The sequence below is a fragment of the Streptomyces sp. NRRL F-5123 genome, from assembly GCF_000721495.1.
Lineage (GTDB): Bacteria > Actinomycetota > Actinomycetes > Streptomycetales > Streptomycetaceae > Actinacidiphila.
Genome location: NZ_JOHY01000038.1, coordinates 1 through 16,081, shown reverse-complemented (window position 1 = coordinate 16,081; position 16,081 = coordinate 1). Strand labels below are relative to the sequence as shown.

17 protein-coding genes are annotated in these 16,081 nt (G+C 74.4%); 6 read left to right on the top strand and 11 right to left on the bottom strand.

Annotation, left to right across the window (positions count from 1 at the left end):
- Positions 1-6: 6 nt before the first annotated feature.
- From IH54_RS0126120 to IH54_RS0126110, 3 genes are read left to right on the top strand one after another with little or no spacing between them, the layout of a single operon-like run.
- Positions 7-1,644 carry a phytoene desaturase family protein gene (locus IH54_RS0126120; protein ID WP_031521250.1) on the top strand — a complete coding sequence of 546 codons (1,638 nt, stop codon included), beginning with the start codon at positions 7-9 and terminating at the stop codon, positions 1,642-1,644.
- 41 nt (positions 1,645-1,685) lie between these two features.
- Positions 1,686-2,741: an MDR family NADP-dependent oxidoreductase gene (locus tag IH54_RS0126115; RefSeq protein ID WP_031521247.1), complete on the top strand. Its 1,056-nt coding sequence runs from the start codon at positions 1,686-1,688 to the stop codon at positions 2,739-2,741.
- The gene (locus IH54_RS0126110) at positions 2,738-3,841 is read left to right on the top strand and encodes a Rieske 2Fe-2S domain-containing protein (protein WP_052397876.1); all 1,104 of its coding nucleotides are present in this window, start codon (positions 2,738-2,740) and stop codon (positions 3,839-3,841) included. The genes IH54_RS0126115 and IH54_RS0126110 overlap by 4 nt, the downstream gene beginning before the upstream one ends.
- A 6-nt stretch (positions 3,842-3,847) precedes the next feature.
- Here the strand turns inward: IH54_RS0126110 and IH54_RS0126105 are convergent, their stop codons facing one another.
- The 3 genes from IH54_RS0126105 to IH54_RS0126095 all read right to left on the bottom strand — a co-directional run bounded on the left by IH54_RS0126105 (position 3,848) and on the right by IH54_RS0126095 (position 6,123).
- Positions 3,848-4,459, bottom strand: a complete 612-nt coding sequence (locus IH54_RS0126105) for a hypothetical protein (RefSeq protein ID WP_031521243.1) — start codon at positions 4,457-4,459, stop codon at positions 3,848-3,850.
- Positions 4,460-4,570: 111 nt separating this feature from the next.
- Positions 4,571-5,383: a hypothetical protein gene (locus IH54_RS0126100; RefSeq protein ID WP_159012069.1), complete on the bottom strand. Its 813-nt coding sequence runs from the start codon at positions 5,381-5,383 to the stop codon at positions 4,571-4,573.
- Between the two features lie 77 nt (positions 5,384-5,460).
- Positions 5,461-6,123, bottom strand: a complete 663-nt coding sequence (locus IH54_RS0126095; RefSeq protein ID WP_107060254.1) for a class I SAM-dependent methyltransferase — start codon at positions 6,121-6,123, stop codon at positions 5,461-5,463.
- A gap of 97 nt (positions 6,124-6,220) precedes the next feature.
- Here IH54_RS0126095 and IH54_RS0126090 point away from each other — a divergent pair, with 97 nt between their 5' ends.
- Genes IH54_RS0126090 through IH54_RS0126080 form a run of 3 tightly spaced genes read left to right on the top strand, consistent with a single transcriptional unit; the run spans position 6,221 to position 10,274 of the window.
- Positions 6,221-8,419: an MMPL family transporter gene (locus tag IH54_RS0126090; RefSeq protein ID WP_031521236.1), complete on the top strand. Its 2,199-nt coding sequence runs from the start codon at positions 6,221-6,223 to the stop codon at positions 8,417-8,419.
- 5 nt (positions 8,420-8,424) lie between these two features.
- Positions 8,425-9,615 carry a sensor histidine kinase gene (locus tag IH54_RS0126085; RefSeq protein WP_031521233.1) on the top strand — a complete coding sequence of 397 codons (1,191 nt, stop codon included), beginning with the start codon at positions 8,425-8,427 and terminating at the stop codon, positions 9,613-9,615.
- Entirely contained in the window at positions 9,612-10,274 is a 663-nt protein-coding gene (locus tag IH54_RS0126080; protein WP_031521231.1) for a response regulator, read from the top strand. Before IH54_RS0126085 ends, IH54_RS0126080 begins: the two co-directional genes overlap by 4 nt.
- Here IH54_RS0126080 and IH54_RS0126075 read toward each other — a convergent pair.
- The 8 genes from IH54_RS0126075 to IH54_RS44735 form a co-directional block, all read right to left on the bottom strand.
- Positions 10,249-10,875 (bottom strand): sugar O-acetyltransferase, encoded by a 627-nt coding sequence (locus IH54_RS0126075; RefSeq protein WP_031521228.1) that lies wholly within the window; start codon positions 10,873-10,875, stop codon positions 10,249-10,251. The genes IH54_RS0126080 and IH54_RS0126075 overlap by 26 nt on opposite strands.
- 36 nt (positions 10,876-10,911) lie before the next feature.
- Positions 10,912-12,378 (bottom strand): FAD-dependent monooxygenase, encoded by a 1,467-nt coding sequence (locus IH54_RS0126070; RefSeq protein ID WP_078862525.1) that lies wholly within the window; start codon positions 12,376-12,378, stop codon positions 10,912-10,914.
- 119 nt (positions 12,379-12,497) lie between these two features.
- Complete coding sequence (gene crcB, locus IH54_RS0126065; protein WP_031521223.1) at positions 12,498-12,872, bottom strand: fluoride efflux transporter CrcB; 375 nt, start codon at positions 12,870-12,872, stop codon at positions 12,498-12,500.
- A complete protein-coding gene (gene crcB, locus IH54_RS0126060; protein ID WP_031521221.1) occupies positions 12,869-13,381 on the bottom strand; it encodes a fluoride efflux transporter CrcB in 513 nt (170 codons plus the stop codon). The genes crcB (IH54_RS0126065) and crcB (IH54_RS0126060) overlap by 4 nt, the downstream gene beginning before the upstream one ends.
- Positions 13,382-13,532: 151 nt before the next feature.
- Entirely contained in the window at positions 13,533-13,994 is a 462-nt protein-coding gene (locus IH54_RS0126055; RefSeq protein ID WP_052397873.1) for a hypothetical protein, read from the bottom strand.
- Positions 13,978-14,484: an RNA polymerase sigma factor gene (locus tag IH54_RS0126050; protein ID WP_031521216.1), complete on the bottom strand. Its 507-nt coding sequence runs from the start codon at positions 14,482-14,484 to the stop codon at positions 13,978-13,980. Before IH54_RS0126050 ends, IH54_RS0126055 begins: the two co-directional genes overlap by 17 nt.
- Positions 14,485-14,533: 49 nt before the next feature.
- A complete protein-coding gene (locus IH54_RS0126045) occupies positions 14,534-15,250 on the bottom strand; it encodes a class F sortase (protein WP_078862532.1) in 717 nt (238 codons plus the stop codon).
- Complete coding sequence (locus tag IH54_RS44735; protein WP_063762374.1) at positions 15,247-15,669, bottom strand: hypothetical protein; 423 nt, start codon at positions 15,667-15,669, stop codon at positions 15,247-15,249. The genes IH54_RS0126045 and IH54_RS44735 overlap by 4 nt, the downstream gene beginning before the upstream one ends.
- Positions 15,670-16,081 lie beyond the last annotated feature (412 nt).

Here is a 16,081-nt window from a genome sequence, read left to right as displayed (position 1 = left end):
CAGACGATGATCGTGGTCGGCGGCGGCCTCGGCGGCCTGTCCACCGGCTGCTACGCGCAGATGAACGGCTACCGCAGCACCGTCCTGGAGATGCACGAGATCCCGGGCGGCTGCTGCACCGCCTGGGACCGCGGCGCCTTCACCTTCGACCCCACCGCCAGCTGGCTTCTCGGCTCCGGGCCCGGCAACGAGATGCACCAGATCTGGCTCGAACTCGGCGCGCTCCAGGGCAAGTCGATGCGCACCTTCGAGACCTTCAACACCGTACGGGCGCGTGACGGCCGCGCGGTGCGCTTCTACTCCGACCCCGACCGCCTGCAGGCGCACCTGCTGGAGCTGTCCCCGGCGGACGCCCGACGGATCAAGCGCTTCTGCGCGGGAGTACGCGCCTTCCGCACCGCCCTGGTCAAGTACCCCTTCCTCACACCCGTCCCGCTCATGGGCCGCGCCGAACGCCTGCGGATGCTCGCGGGTTTCCTGCCGTACGTGAACGTGATGCGGCGCGCGATGGGCACGCCCATGACGGACTTCGCCGCCCGCTTCCGCTCGCCGCTGCTGCGCGACGCCTTCAACCACATCCTCTACGAGAAGCACCCGAGCTTCCCGCTGCTGCCCTTCTTCTTCCAACTCGCCGCCCACGCCGACCAGTCCGCGGGCGTCCCGGAAGGGGGCTCGCTGGGCCTGGCCCGCTCGATCGAGCGGCGCTACCTCGGCCTCGGCGGCGAGATCGCGTACAACGCCAAGGTCAGCGAGATCCTGGTGGAGGACGACCGGGCCGTGGGCGTACGGCTCAGCGACGGCAGCGAGCGGTACGCCGACATCGTGGTGGCCGCGTGCGACGGCCGCACCGCGCTGCTGGACCTGCTCAAGGGCCGCTACCTGGACGAGGGTTACCGCCGCCTGTACACCTCCGTCATCGACGAGCCCGGCATGATCTTCCCCGGCTACGTCACCGTCTTCCTCGGCCTGCGCCGCCCCTTCCCCGAGGGCGACCCCTGCACGACCTACCTGCTCGGCGAGGAGCAGGCCGCGCGGCTGACCGGCATCCGCCACCCGAGCATCAACGTCCAGTTCCGCAGCCGCCATTACCCCGAGCTGTCGCCACCGGGCACCGCGGTCGTCTACGCGAGCTACTTCTGCGACATCGCCCCCTGGCGGGCGTTGAGCACCGGCCCCGAGCAGGCCAGCCGGGTGCGCCGCGGGGTGGAGACGCACACCCTCGCGGTCGGCCGCGGGCGCGCGTACCAGCAGGCCAAGCGGCGGGTGCGGGACACGATCCTGGAGGTGCTGGAGGCGCACTACCCCGGGATCGGGGAGGCCGTCGCCGTCAGGGACGTCTCCACGCCGCTCACCCAGGTCCGCTACACCGGCAACCACAACGGCACGGTGCTCGGCTGGCAGCCGTTCCTGCCCAGCGGCGACGCCGTGGAGGCGCAGGTCCGCACCCACGGCCCCGGGCTGCCGGGCCTGGCGAACTTCTACCTCTCCGGCGTGTGGGCCACCACCGGCGGCCTCATCCGGGCGGCCGCCGCCGGGCGGCACGTCATGCAGTACGTCTGCCGGGACGACGGCAGGCCCTTCCGCGCCGAGGTCGACGGCAGCGCGCCGCGGCCGACCCACATCCTCGAAGGAGTCACCCTGTGAGCACCGCCACCACCGCGAGTCCCGGGCAGGCCGTCCGGACCGTGACGGTCGACAAGTGGATCGTCGCCGAGCACGTCGAGGGCGTGCCGGACGTCACGCGCATGTACCGCAAGGTGACGGAGGAGGTCGACGTCCGCCTCGCCGACGACCAGATGCTGCTGCGCACCCGCTACGTCTCCGTCGACCCCTACCTGCACGGCATCGCGCTGGACACCCCGCTCGGCGACCACATGGGCGCCGACTCGATCATGGAGGTCGTCGCGGCCGGCCCGCGCGCCCGGTTCGCGCCCGGCGACCTCGTCCAGGGCTTCGGCGGCTGGCGCAGCCACGTCGTGAGCGACGGCGCCGCCTGGCAGTGGGGCGGGACCTTCCCCATGGTCTTCCCCGCCTACCGCCGCCTCGACCCGGCCGACTACGACGACACGCTGCCGCTGCCCGCCGCGCTCGGCGTGCTCGGCGGCTCCGGCATGACCGCGTGGGGCACGATGACGAAGTTCTTCACCGTCCGGCCCGGGGACACCGTCGTCGTCAGCGGCGCCACCGGCCAGGTCGGCTCGCTCGTCGGCCAGTTGGCCAAGCGCGCCGGAGCGGCCCGCGTCGTCGGCACGACCGGCAGTCCGGAGAAGGCGGCGTACCTCGAGGGGCTCGGCTTCGACGAGGTGATCGTCTACCGGCACGGGGACGACGCGGAAGCCCTCGCCGGGGCACTCGCCGGGGCCGCGCCCGACGGCGTCGACAAGTACTTCGACAACCTCGGCGGGGACTTCACCGACACCGTCTTCGGCATGCTCAACGTCGGCGCCCAGGTGGCGGTGAGCTGGCAGTGGTCCAGCCAGGTCGGCCAGGAGTGGACCGGCCCGCGGCTGCTCAACCAGATCATGTTCCCGCGCGCCACCATCCGCGGCATCTTCGCGCCCGAGTGGTTCACGCCCGGCAACTGGGCGGCTCTGCACGCCGAGTTGGGGGGCGCCGTCCGCCGCGGCGAGATCGCCTACCGGCAGACCGTCCACCGCGGCTTCGACGCGATCCCGGCGGCGTACCGCAGCCTGTACGCGGACCGGGCCGCCTCGCGCGGGAAGGTGCTGGTGGAGCTGTGAAGCGCGTCTCATCCGGTGATGGGAAGCGCGTCTCGGGGCACTTCACGCAGGGCCCGACGCCCGCGACCTCACTGCCGCCCCAACTCCCCTACCCCGACGGCTGGTTCGCCGTCGCCTTCACCCCCGAGCTGACACCCGGCACCGTCCTGACCCGGCCCCTCCAGGGCGAGGACGTCGTCCTCTACCGGCTGCGCGACGGCAGGCTGCGGGCCGTCCGCCCGCACTGCCCGCACCTGGGCGCGCACCTGGGCCGCGGCACGGTCGAGGGCGACGACCTCGTCTGCCCCTTCCACCGCTTCGCCTTCGGCCCGGACGGCAGGTGCACCCGCACGTCGTACGGCACCCCGCCGCCCGCGGCGGCCGTCACGCACCTCGCCGTCCGCGAGGCCAACGACACGGTGTTCGTGTGGCGGCACCACGACGGCCGCGCGCCCTTCTGGGAGCTGCCCGACTGGCACATGCTCGGCGACCTGCCCTCGCACTGCGACACCTGGGAGATGCCGGGCCACGCTCAGGACGCCGTCGAGAACGCGGTCGACTTCGGCCACTTCACCGCGCTGCACCGGTGGAGCGACTCCCAGCGAGCGGTGCCGGTCGACTTCGACGGCCGCGCATTCCGCCTGTCCATGCGCACCCGCGAGCGCGTCCCGCTCTTCGGCGAAGTCGCCCTGGAGGTGGACGTCGAGGCCTGCGGCCTCAGCCGCCTGCACGTGTGCACCCGCATGCCGCGGCTGGGCCTGCGCACCTGCGCCATGATCGCCCCCACGATGATCGCGCCCAGCCGCTTCCAGGTCCGCCAGACCATCCGCATCGCCGCCGCCGAACCCGCGCGGCTCCCCGCACCCCTCGCCCGCTGGGTCAGCCGCACCGCCGCCCGGCTCCTGCGCGGCCCGGCGATCCGCGCGAACGCGGCGTTCGTGGCCGAGGACTTCCCGATCTGGGACTCCAAGCGCTACGTCTCCCCGCCGCGGCTGGCCCAGGGCGACGGACCGGTCGGGCCCTTCCGCCGCTGGACCCGCCAGTTCTATCCGCCGGACGCGGTGGGCGTGCCCGCGCCGCAGTCGGGAGCCGCGCGGCCCGAGAGCGAGGTGACGGCGTAGCCCCGCTCAGGCGGCGGCGGGGGCCCGGCGGCGCTGCTGCTTCTTCTGCGCCACCTGCTGGTCGGTGCGGCGCCGCAGCCCCGCGTACAGCATCAGCCCGCCGGTGGCCGCGAAGAGACCGGCGGTGGTCGCCAGGCCCGTGGTGTCGAGGGTGCGGGTGTGCGCGGCCTCGATCCACGGTTTGAGGTTGCCGATGGGGTCCTCGAAGAGGACGACGTGCTGGCCGCGTGTGAACTGCGCGTAGCAGTTCTCCGTGTTGCCCAGGTCCCGCACCTTCCCCGAGGCGTCGACCACCCGGCAGACGTCCCGCCCGTGCCCGTCGTGCTCCTTCGCGGTGTCGACCACCAGCGCGTCGGTCATCGTGCCGTACTGCTTGAGGTACGTGTCGTGCGCGACGGGCCCCGCGAACAGCCCCAGCGCCATGACGCCGACGGCCGCGAGCGTCCCGGCACCCGCGCGGTTCCACCCCATGCCCGCGCAGAGCCCCGCGACCGTCGCGGTGAGCAGCAGCCCGACCACGGCGAACCACATCGTGAGGTACAGCCCGCCCACGGCGAACACGACGGTGACGACCGGCACGCCCACGGCCCACAACGCCGAGCCGACACCCACGGGCATCCCCCGCGACCCCTTTTCGCCCGCCTCTGCGCTCACCATGTCGGTCCCCCCGGGACAGTCAGTCGTCCGGCAACTCTACGGGGCCCTCCCGGAAAGGCCTGCGGGCCCGGCTCACACGTGACAGTGCACGTTGGCCAGGAGCGTGTCGGCGGGGAGTTCCAGCAGGTAGGTGTCGACGTGGTCCTGGCCGGCGGGTACGCCGGGGGTGTGCGGGCAGGCGGCGGGGGTGGGGCAGGGGCCGTGGATGCCGGGGGCGCCGTCCTCGTGCCACCAGCCGTCCAGGGTGAGGACGTTGCGGGTGTTGAGGGCATCGAAGAGGGCGTGGGCGAGGAATTTCTCCAGGGACGCGGGTCCGATGTCGGCGACCGGGTCGCCGGTGCGCAGGAAGTTCCACCGGTAGCGCTCGGTGGGGAGCGTGTCCAGGTACGCCTCGAAACTCTGCAGGAGGGGCTGGGCATGGTAGTCGGCGGCGGCCTGCTCCCGTGAGTAGCCGGGGTCGGAACGGCGGCGGGCGCGGAAGGCGTCGAGCGGCCGGGCCTCGGGCAGTTCGCGTGCCAGCTCCTGCCACCGCCGCCACGCACCCTCGGCCAGCTCCGCCGCCTCCTCGCGGGACGCGGAGAAGTCGAGGAGGCCGCGGGGTCCGCCCGCGCACCAACCGGGGTCGTTGGGGGTCGCGTCGGCGCCCGGCTGCCACCACCGTCCGGGGATCTCGTGGATCAGCCGGGGGTCGTGTTCGTGGCCCGGCAGGACGTTGAAGCCCCCGCCGTGGGCGGTGCCGCCGCTGATGCACCAGGAATCCCAGATGTCGCGGTCGTCGCCGACCGTGTAGTCGATCTCGAACGGGGCCATCGCCTCCGCGACCGCCGCCTCCACGTCGTCGGCGGCCCCTGCGGGCAGACACACGGTGATGCTCATTCCGGCCATGGCGCCATCACACCACTCCGCGGGCCGCGCCCGCGAGCCGGGTACGCCCCGCGGGAAGCGGAAGGGTGTCCGCCGGATCAGAAGTCCCCGCCGACGTCCGAGCCGCCGTCCGGCCGGTCCGCCTCCGGGCGGCGCAGCGTCAGCGACTGGAAGCGGCGGCCGCCGCCGACGTCCAGCGTGTGGAAGTCGACGACCTCGAAGCTCTCGGTGGCGAAGCCGAGCAACTGGCCGTCCGTGCGCCAGGAGAAGAAGCGCGGCGGTACGTGCTCGTCGCCCTCGATCGGGCCCTCCGCGCTCTCGGTACCGCCGTACACGCCGACGAAGAGCAGGCCGCCCGGGCGCAGGGCCGTGCGGACCGAGGCCAGGGCCGCGGGCAGGTCGCGGTTGGGGACGTGCAACAGGCAGTTCATCGTGAACACCGCGTCGAACGAGGCCTCCTGGACGTCCAGGTGCAGGACGTCCATGACGCGGGCCTCGACGCCCTTGGCACGGCAGCGCTCGACCATCGCGGGCGAGAGGTCGGCCGCCACGACGGCCAGGCCCTCGTACCGGAAGTAGGCGCTGTCCTGCCCGGTGCCCGCGCCGATCTCCAGCAGCCGCGCGCCCGGTGCCAGCCGGTCGCGGAAGGACTGCCGCTCCTCGACCTTCCAGGGCTCCTTGGTGAGGCCGTCGCGCCAGGCCGCACGCGCGTCGTACGCCTGCCGCAGCGGGCCGATCACGTCGTCGTATCGCGCGCTCATGGCGTCCATTGTCGGTGCGGGGTCAACCGGTCGGTGGACGGGAAGTTCCACCGGGCGGTGCTGATGCCCACCGGGGCCCCGCGGCCAGCATCGAGACATGGGAAATCTTCCGGTACACATGGCTCGTTGGAGCGCCCGCCACCCCTGGCGGGCCGTCGTCGGCTGGTTCGTCTTCGTCATCCTGTGCCTGGGCGGAGGTGCGGCGCTCGGCGGGCACGCCGCCACCGCCGACGACTTCCGGGTGGGCGAGGCCGGGCGGGCGGAGGCGATCGCGGCCTCGGGCGGACTGGAGCAGAAGGCCGTCGAGAAGGTGCTGATCACCGCGCGCAGCGGCGCGCTGGACGGCGGGGCCGCGGACGCCGCCGCGCGCGATGTCGTGGAGCGCATGCGTGCGCTGCCCGAAGTCGCCTACGTGGCGGACCCGTTGTACAACGCGGGGCATACGGCGGTCCGCGTGGACGTCACGCTCAAGGGCGCGGAGCTGGACGGCAAGAACCACGTCGACCCCCTGCTCGCGCAGACCGCGCAGGTCGCGAAGGCCTATCCGGCGCTGCGGGTGGAGGAGAGCGGCGGGCCGTCCATCAGCAAGGACGTGCAGGGGCAGCGCGGCGACGACCTGTCGCGCACCGAACTGATCGCGCTGCCGGTCACGCTGCTGACGATGCTGCTGGTCTTCCGGTCGGCGGCGATGGCGACCGTGCCGCTGCTGATCGCGCTGACCTCTATCGCGGCGGCCGTCGGGCTGTCGATGGTCGCCTCGCACGTCTTCCCGGACGCCGGGGTCGGCACCAACGTCATCCTGCTCATCGGCCTCGCGGTCGGCGTGGACTACACGCTGTTCTACCTCAAGCGCGAACGTGAGGAACGGGCCAGGGCCGGGGGCCGGCTGGGGTCGCGGGAGCTGGTGGAGCTGGCGGCGGCCACGTCCGGGCGGGCCGTGGTGGTCTCCGGTCTCGCCGTGGCCGCGTCCAGCGCGACGCTCTACCTCGCGGACGACGTGATCTTCTCGTCGCTGGCGACCGGCGCGATCGTCGTCGCCCTCGCCGCCGTCGTCAGCTCGATGACGGTCCTGCCCGCGGTACTGGTCAAGCTGGGCGTACGGGCGGAGCGGCGGGCCGAGCGCCGGGCGCGCAAGGGGCGCAAGGCCAAGGCTCCCGCGCGGGAGGGCAGCGGGCGGCTCGTCGGCGCCCTCCTGCGCGGCACCGCCAGGCGCCCCGCGGCCGCTCTCGCCGTCGGCGTGCTCGCCCTCCTCGCGCTCGCCGCGCCGCTGGGCGGGCTGAAGCTCACCGACATCGGGCGCGAGACGTACAGCCGCGGCCTGCCTGCGATGCAGGCGTGGGACCGCACCAACCAGGCCTTCCCGGAGCAGACGTCCATGAACCAGGTGCTGGTGAAGGCCGGTCCGGGCCAGGCGGGCGCGGTCTCCGCCGCGCTGCGGGACGTCGCCGCCCGTGCCGAGGCCGACCCCGTCTTCGCCGGCACGTACCGGCTGCGCACCTCCGCCGACCACCGGGTCACCATGCTGGAGCTGGGCGTTCCGGCATACGTCAGCTCCGACCGGGCGCACACCTCGCTCGCCCACCTGCGGGAGGGCTATCTCCCAGCCGCCTTCGCCGAGTTGCCGGGCGCCGAGGTCGCGGTCACCGGTGACATCGCGCGCTTCGCGGACTACCCCGCGCACGAGAAGGCGAAGATGCCGCTCGTCATCGGGGCGCTGCTGCTGGCCACCTTCGCCCTCACCGTGTGGGCGTTCGGCTCGCTGGTCATCGGGCTGCTGGGCGTGCTGCTCAACCTGCTGTCGGCGGGCGCGGCGCTCGGTGTGCTGACCCTGGTCTTCCAAGGCAACTTCGCCGAGGGGGTGTTGGGCTTCACCTCCACCGGGTCGATCGGCTCGCGCGTGCCGCTCTTCCTCTTCGTGATCCTCTTCGGGCTGTCGATGGACTACCAGGTGTTCGTGGTCAGCCGCATCCGGGAGGCGGTGCTGCGCGGGGAGTCCACGCGCCAGGCGGTGCTGGACGGCGTCGGCGGCTCGGCGAGCGTGGTGACCAGCGCGGCCTTCGTGATGGTGACGGTCTTCGCGAGCTTCGTCGGGCTGCACCTGATCGAGATGAAGCAGATCGGCTTCAGCCTCGCCGTCGCGGTGCTGCTGGACGCGTTCGTCATCCGCGTCATGGTGCTGCCCGCGGCGCTGCTGCTGCTCGGCGAGCGCAGCTGGTACCCCTCGCGGGCCGTCCGCCGGGCGCGGGAAGCGGCGGCGGACCGGCAGCCCGCCGCGCACCCCGTAAACGTAGGCTGAGCTGCATGACTCCCTGGCTCAGGCCCGCAGGGCAGCTGCGCGTGTGGTCCCTGCACCGATGGTACGTCCTCGGCTGGCTGCTCCTCGGGCTGCTGCCCCTGGTGCTGGCCGGCCGGGACGACCCGGGCGCGGCGCGGTACGCGGCGGTGGGGCTGCCGGTCGCGGTGGGGGCGTACTACCTGCTGACGCTCGCCTTCCCGGGCCGTGCGGTGTCGCGTCCGCACACGGTGGTCTGGGTGCTGATCGCGGGGCTCGGCGGCATGGCGTACCTGCGGGAGGGGGGCGCGTCGGTGTACGTGGCGACGCTGCCGCACTTCTGGTACCTGGCCGGGGCGCCGGGTCCGGCCGTCTCCGCCAGCGGGATCGCGGCCGCCGTCACCGTGCTGGGCGGCGACGCCCCGCAGGGGCTGAGCCCGCACGTCTTCACCGGCAACGCGGTCGCGACGCTCGCGGCCTTCGCGGTGAGCGTCGCGGCCGGGCTCGCGGCGGTGCGGCTGATCGAGCAGAACGACGAGCGGGTCCGGCAGCTCAACGCAGAACTGGAAGCCGCCCGGCTGCGATTGGTGGAGGCCTACCAGCGGCAGGGGGCCACCGAGGAGCGTGAGCGGCTGGCCCGGGAGATCCACGACACCCTCGCGCAGGGCTTCGCCTCGATCATCGCGCTGGCGGAGGCGGCCCGTTCGGGGATCGCGGACGAACCCGCCCGCTCGGCACTGCAGTTGCGCTCGATCGAGCGAACCGCGCGGGAGAACCTGGCCGAGGCTCGGGCCCTGGTGCGGGCCGCGCCGACCGGCGGGGACGGGCAGGGGCCGGTGACGGCCACGCTGCGCCGCGTGCTGGAGCGCTTCGCGGAGGACACCGGCCTCGCCACGGACGCCGAGCTGGCCGAGGTGGAATGCGACCAGCAGACCCGTATCGCGCTGCTGCGCTGCACGCAGGAGTCGCTGGCCAACGTCCGCAAGCACGCGGGCGCCTCGACGGTCGGCCTGGTCCTCGCCGCGTACGGGGACCGGGTCGAGCTGGAGATCACCGACGACGGGCGCGGCTTCGCCGTCGGCACCTCGCAGGGCTTCGGCCTGGACGGGATGCGCCGCCGGATGGCCGAGCTGGGCGGCGAGTTGAAGGTGACCAGCTCGGTCGGCGACGGCACGCGCGTCCTCGCCGTCATCCCCACCACCAGGAAGGGCGAGCAGTGAACGAGCAGCCGGGCAACGGTCCGTTGCGGGTCGTCCTCGCGGACGACCATGTGGTGATGCGCGCCGGCGTGGCCGCGCTGGTGTCCGGCGACCCGACGATCGAGGTCGTCGGGGAGGCGGGCGACGGGCGTGAAGCCGTCGCGCTGGTCGCGGAGTTGGGGCCGGACCTGGCGCTGCTGGACCTGCGGATGCCGGTCCTGGACGGGGTGGCCGCGACCGCCGAGATCGTGCGCCGCCACCCCGGCACCCGGGTGCTGATCCTGACCACCTACGACACCGACGAGGAGATCGAGCGCGCGGTCGAGGCGGGCGCGATCGGCTACCTGCTCAAGGACGCCACGCGCGAGCAGCTCGTCGCCGCGATCCACGCCGCCGCACGCGGCGAGACCGTCCTCGCGCCGCGCGTCGCGCAGAAGCTGGTCTCGCGCATGCGCCGCCCCGCGCCCGTCGTGCTGACCGCGCGCGAGCAGCAGGTGCTGGACGCGGTCGCGGACGGGCTGTCGAACGTGGAGATCGGCCGCCGCCTGGTCATCGCCGAGGCAACCGTCAAGACGCATCTGCTGCGCGTCTTCGCGAAGCTGGATGTCAGCGACCGCACGCACGCCGTGGTGACGGCGATCGAGCGCGGGCTCATCACCCGGCGGCCGGACCGCCGTTGAGGACCTCGGCGCTGCGGGTGGTGAGGTCGGCGTCGGTGATCTCGCGCAGCACACGGCAGGGGGTGCCGACCGCCACGGTCATGGGCGGGATGTCGCGGCTGACGACGCTGCCCGCGCCGATCACCGAGCCGTAGCCGATGCGGACGCCGGGCAGGACGACGGCATTGCTGCCGATCCACACCTTGTCCTCGATCACGATCGGCTCGGAGAAGCGCCCGAAGTCCGCCCGGCGGGCGGGGTGGACGGGGTGGCCGGTCGTCGTCAGGGTCACGCTCGGGGCGATCATGACATCGTCGCCGATGCGGATCTCGACGTCGTCGACGCAGGTGAGGTTCACGTTGCCGAAGAAGTCGTCGCCTATGTGGACGTTGCTACCGAAGGCCGCGTGGAAGGGTGGGAGCAGCACGGTGCGTTCGCCGACCGAGCCGAGGATCTCGGTGAGCAGCTCGCGGCGCCGCGCCTCGTCGCCCGGCGGGGTGTGGTTGTAGGCGAAGATCTCGTCCGCGCGGCGCAGTCGGGCCTGGAAGGACGCCTCGGACTCGGTGTAGACGAGCCCCTTCGCGATCTTGGCCAGAACGTCGTCTTCATGGGCTTGCGTCACGGCGTACCGCTCCTCCCTCGGATCCCTCCGAGGAGCCTAGGGGACATCCTGAGGCGAAGGCGCGGGGCGGCGGCGGGCGCGTACGGCCACGCGGGGGGCGAGGAGCGACTCGGGGCGGCGGTCCAGCGACAGCACCCCGAAGAAGGCGGACGCGACCAGCGGATCGGTGTTGGCTGCGGCCAGCACCCTTGCCATGTAGCCCTGTTGGAAGCGCGCGAGCGGGCCCGGGGCCGGGCCGTCCGTCTCCGGGTAGCGGCTGTCCTCGCCCGTCGCGATCGCCCACGCCCCGCGTACGCAGCGGGCCAGCGTCTTCTGCACCTCGCGGGTACGGGCGGCGAAGTCGGCGCCGGTCGTGCCCGTCAGGTACTCGGCGACGACCCGGGCCTGGAGCGCGGCGACCGACATACCGTGGCCGTAGACGGGGTTGAAGCGGCACAGCGCGTCGCCGACCACGAGGAAGCGGGCCGGGAGGTCCGGCGAACTCTCGTAGTGCGTCCACTCGTTGGCTGTCGCACGGAAAGCCACCGCGTCCGAGAGCGGCTCGGCGTGCGTGAGGGCCTCCGCCAGTTCGGTGGAGCGCAGCGAGGCGGCGAAGTCGAGCCAGGCCTGCTCCTCGACGGGCGGCTGGTGGCCGCCCTGGCCGATGAGCGTGACGAGCCAGCGGTCGCCGTCGATGGGCACGATGACGCCGCTGCGCGGCAGATCCTGGTTGCCCTGCACGTACATCGCCTTCCAGCCGCCCGCCGCTTCGGGGGAGGCCGGGGTGGCCGGACGCCGGTAGTAGCGGGAGGAGTAGCCGAGGTGCGCGTCGATGCGCTCGGTCCGGGGCGGCGGGCAGCCGAGCTGCCCCAGCCATTCCGCGACGCGCGAGCTGCGCCCGGTGGCGACGACGACGAGCTCGGCGGGCAGCGCGAACTGCCCTCCGCCGTTGCCGCGTTCGCGGACGGTCACGGCGGAGACCGTCCGCAGGTCGGGCCCGACGACGAGGCCGGTCGCCTCGTGCCGGTCCAGGACGGTGACCGCGCCTGCGGCCAGGACGCGGCGCCGCAGCACCGCCTCCAGCACCTCGCGGGAGACGGACAGGTAACGGGCGCCGCGCACGCCGGTGAACCACGCGGCGGGCGAGAGCCAGCGCATCTGCTCGGGCGCGTGCACGATCTCGCCGCCCGCCGCGGCCAGTTCGTCGACGACGCCGGGGAGCAGGGCGTCCAGCTCGGTCAGCCCGCGGTTCCACAGGATGTGGACGTGCCGGGACTGCGGGACACCGGCCCGGAAGGCGGCTTCGCCGGTGGCCAGCCCGTCCCGTTCGACGAGCGTGACCCGCGCGAATCCGCGCGTGAGGGCGTGCGCCGTGAGCAGGCCGGAGAGCCCGGCGCCGACGACCACGGCGTGGTCGCACTCCGCCGCCGCGTCCGCCGGTGCGGTCGCCGCCGTCCCGTCCGCGGGCGCCCCGTCCGCGGCCGTACTGTCCGCCGCTCCGTCCGCCGCTCCGTCTGCCGCCACTCGCGGTCCCCCTCTCGTACGGCGCGCGCTCCGACGCCTCGCCGTATCGTCCCGCGCACCGGCCGTGTGCGGCAGGGCGCACGGGGTCGCGCCGGGGCGCGCCCCGGCGGACGCGCGGGCTACGCCCAGACGGCCTGGGCCAGGGCGGCGCCCAGGAAGGCCGCGCCAAGGCCCGCCGCCACGCTCGCCACCACGTTGGCCGCGGCCAGGAAGCGGGCGCCGTCGCCGGTGAGCCGCAGGGTCTCGTAGGAGAACGTCGAATACGTGGTGAGCGCCCCGCACAGGCCCGTGCCGACGAGCAGCTGCACGGAGTGCGAGGCGGCGCCGTAGCTCACCGCGCCGGTCAGCACGCCGAGGACGAGGCAGCCGAAGACGTTGACGGCGAAGGTGCCCCACGGGAAGACGGTGTCGTGCCGGGCCTGGACGGCGCGGTCGGTCAGGTAGCGCAGCGGGGCTCCCACCACCGCGCCCGCCACCACGAGCAGCCAGTTCACCGCGCCCTCCCCGCCATGAGCGCGCGGGTCGCCGCGGCGGCCAGCCACACCGCGAACAGCGCGGCGAGCAGGGTGGACGCCAGGTAGGCCAGCGCGGTACGGGCGTGGCCGTGCTGGACGAGCTGCTGGACGTCGACGGCGTAGGTGGAGAAGGTCGTGAAGCCGCCGAGGACGCCGGTGCCGAAGAAGGGGCGGACGAGGCGGTGGACCGACCACGTCTCGGTGATGAGCACCATGAGGACGCCGATGACGGCGCAGCCGACGACGTTGACGGTCAGGGTCGTCCACGGGAAAGCGCCGGTGGCCGTGGGCCACAGCAGGCCCGCCCCGTAGCGGGCCGAGGCGCCGATCGCGCCGCCCGCGGCGACGGCGGCGACCACGGGGGCCTGGCCCTGCCCCGGCGGGCGGGGTGGGACGGGGGCGTCCGGGCTGCACGGCTCGTCGGCCGGTACCGGCAGGGGCACGGGCTCGGGCACGGGCTCGGTCGTCTGCTCGCGGGGGGCGGTCATCGTCGGTCGCGTCTCCTACTCGTGCGGCGCCCGGGTGTGCGGGCGCGCGTCGTCACAAGTAGGGACTGTTGGCGGCGTACGTGCCGCGGTTCGGGTACGGCGAGCCCCACCGCCGCGCGGCAGCCGTACGGGCCGACCGCTCGCCGCCAGTTTACCGGGCCGCGGCCTGGGCCGAAAAGCCCTGCCGGGCCTGGGGCCGGGCCCCCTCGGTGCGGGGACTGTCGCCATTGCCCCGGACGCTGCCGCCGTGCAGCGGGGACGCGGTCGGGCTCACGTCGGTACGGCCCGGCCGCGGGGTGGGGGTCCGGGTGGCGGGCGGCCGCGTCGGGGACGGGGTCGGGGTCGGCGCCGGGACGGAGGTGGCCGCGGGCGGGGCGAGCGGCGGGGCGGGGGCGGCCGGGTCCGGGGCGGGCCAGAGCACGGCGGCGGCGCCGATGACCGCGGCCGTCACGCTGCCCGCCGCCGCGGCCCGCGCCCAGCGGCGCCGGGCGGCACGCCGCCGGATGCGGCGGAACGCACCGGGTGGCGGGGCGAGTTCGGCCGGGCCCTCGCGCAGCAGCGCGGCCAGCTCGTCGTCGTAGGGCTCGTCCCACGGCTCAACGGGTGTGATCAAGGCGTTCTCCCAGTCCGGCGCGCAGATACTCCCGGGCGGCGTGCAGGTCCGCCCGGATCGTGCCTTCCTTGCGCTTCGTCAGCAGGGCGATCTCCCGGACCGGAAGGTCGGCGTAGTAGTACAGCAGGACGGCGGTGCGCAGCCGCTCCGGCAGCGACTGCACGAGCATGCGCACCGGTACGGCCGAGTCCGCGCCCGCCTGCGCGCGCCGCTGCCCGTCGAGCGCGGCCTCCGTCCCGGCCCGCCGTACGGCCTTGCGCTCGCGGTCCAGCCTGCGCCAGTGGTCGCGTACGAGGTTGGCGGCGGTCACGTAGACGAAGCCGCGCGGCTCCGTCACCGACGACCAGTGCGCCCACAGGCGGGTGAACGCCTCGGACGCGATCTCGTGGGCGGTGCCGTCGTCGTCGACGAGACGGCGGCACCACCCGGCGAGGCCGGGGTAGAGGTCGGCGAACAGCTCGGCGGCTGCCCGGGCCTTGGACGGGGTCAACGTGCTCCAGGGTCATGGGCGGGGGCGGGGGCAGGGGCAGTTGGCGCGGTCACGCCGCTCCTGGGCTTGCGCCTGCTCCGGCGTCGGCTCCTGCGTCAGTTCTGGCTCCGGGATCGGCTCCGGCGCCGGCTCCGTCGAACGACGCGAAAACGACCACGTTGTCGCGGTATCCGCTCCCGGTCCGCGGGCCGCCGCACGTTATCAGCCGCAGTTCGGGGCGGGCGGTGTCGCCGTAGACGTCCCGGGTGGGGAAGCGGTCCTTGGCGACGGTGCGCACGGCGTACACCGTGAAGACGGCGTCCGTGCCGTCCGCCCGCCGTACGGTGACGTGCGCGCCCGGCTTCAGCGTCGAGAGCCGGACGAACACGCCGTCGCCGTACTTGCCCACCGTCACGTGCCCGAGGATCACGGCGGGCCCGAGCTGCCCGGGAGCGGGCGAGCCGCGGTACCACCCGGCCGGCGCGTGCGCGGCGACGGGCGGGACCTCGACGGTGCCGTCGGCCTGGAGGCCGAGCCCGGTGACGGGGGTGTCCACGCCGAGGGCCGGGATCGTGAGGCGGGTGGGGACGGAGCGGTTCAGCCCCGCCGGTGCATCTGGCTCCGCCGGTGCGTTCGGCTCCGACTGCGGGGGTGCCGTGGTGCCGGCCGGGGCCGCGCTCGCGGGTGGGCGGGCCGCCGCGTCGGGTTTCGCGCCGGATGCGCAGCCCGCGAGCAGCAGGGCCGCGAGGCACAGGGCGGCCGCCGGCCGGGTTGTACGCAAGGTCAGCCCCGGGCCGTGAGCAGGCGGCGGCGGAGGACGTACGCGCCCGCGCCGCCCAGGGCCAGAACGCCCGCGGCGATCTCCACGCCGGTCTGCGCGGCGGACGAGCCGGACCCCGTGGCGACGGGCGGCACGCCGGTGTCGGCGGCGCCCCGCGGCACGGCGTGCACCTGGCCGCCGTCCGCGCCGCTGCGGCTGTTGCCGCTGCCGCTGCCGGCGGCCTGCGCCGCCGTCGGGGTCGGGGCCGCGCTGGGCCGCGCGGTGGGGGCCGCCGCGGTGGTCGAGGGGCGCGGGGCGGGCTTCGCCGCGGTGGCCGACGGGCGCGGGGCGGGCTTCGCTCCGCTGTCGGCGGAGGCCGTTCCCATCCCGGCGAGGGCGAGCGCCGCGGCGCAACCGAGGGCGGCGAGGACGGACCGTGCACGCATGAGGTGTCTCCTGTCGGTTCGGCCCGGGCACGCCCCTGGGCGGGGGGCCGGGCTGCTGCTTCCTGGCCGGAAGCGAACGGAGAGACGTGGGGGTGGGGGTGCCTGCTGTAAAGAGCAGGCAAAGTCCTTTGGGCGGCTTCCCCGCCGCGGGGGGGTGTTGTGGGTTGCGGCTGGTCCGCCGGGCGCGCCAGGGGCGCGGGTGGTTACCGGCCCGGAGGGGCAGTTGCTGTCGTTTCCGGATCTCCTTGCCGGTGGTGGCTTGCTCGCGCAGTTCCCCGCGCCCCTGGTGCTGCCCGGCGGGGCATCGCGCTTCTGCTTCGGTGGGTGGGGTCGGGTGCCACTCCGGGGGTACCTCCTCGGAATGCGCGTTCGCCCTCATCCGAGGTTGGCAAGGGGCTGGGAAGCGCATTCC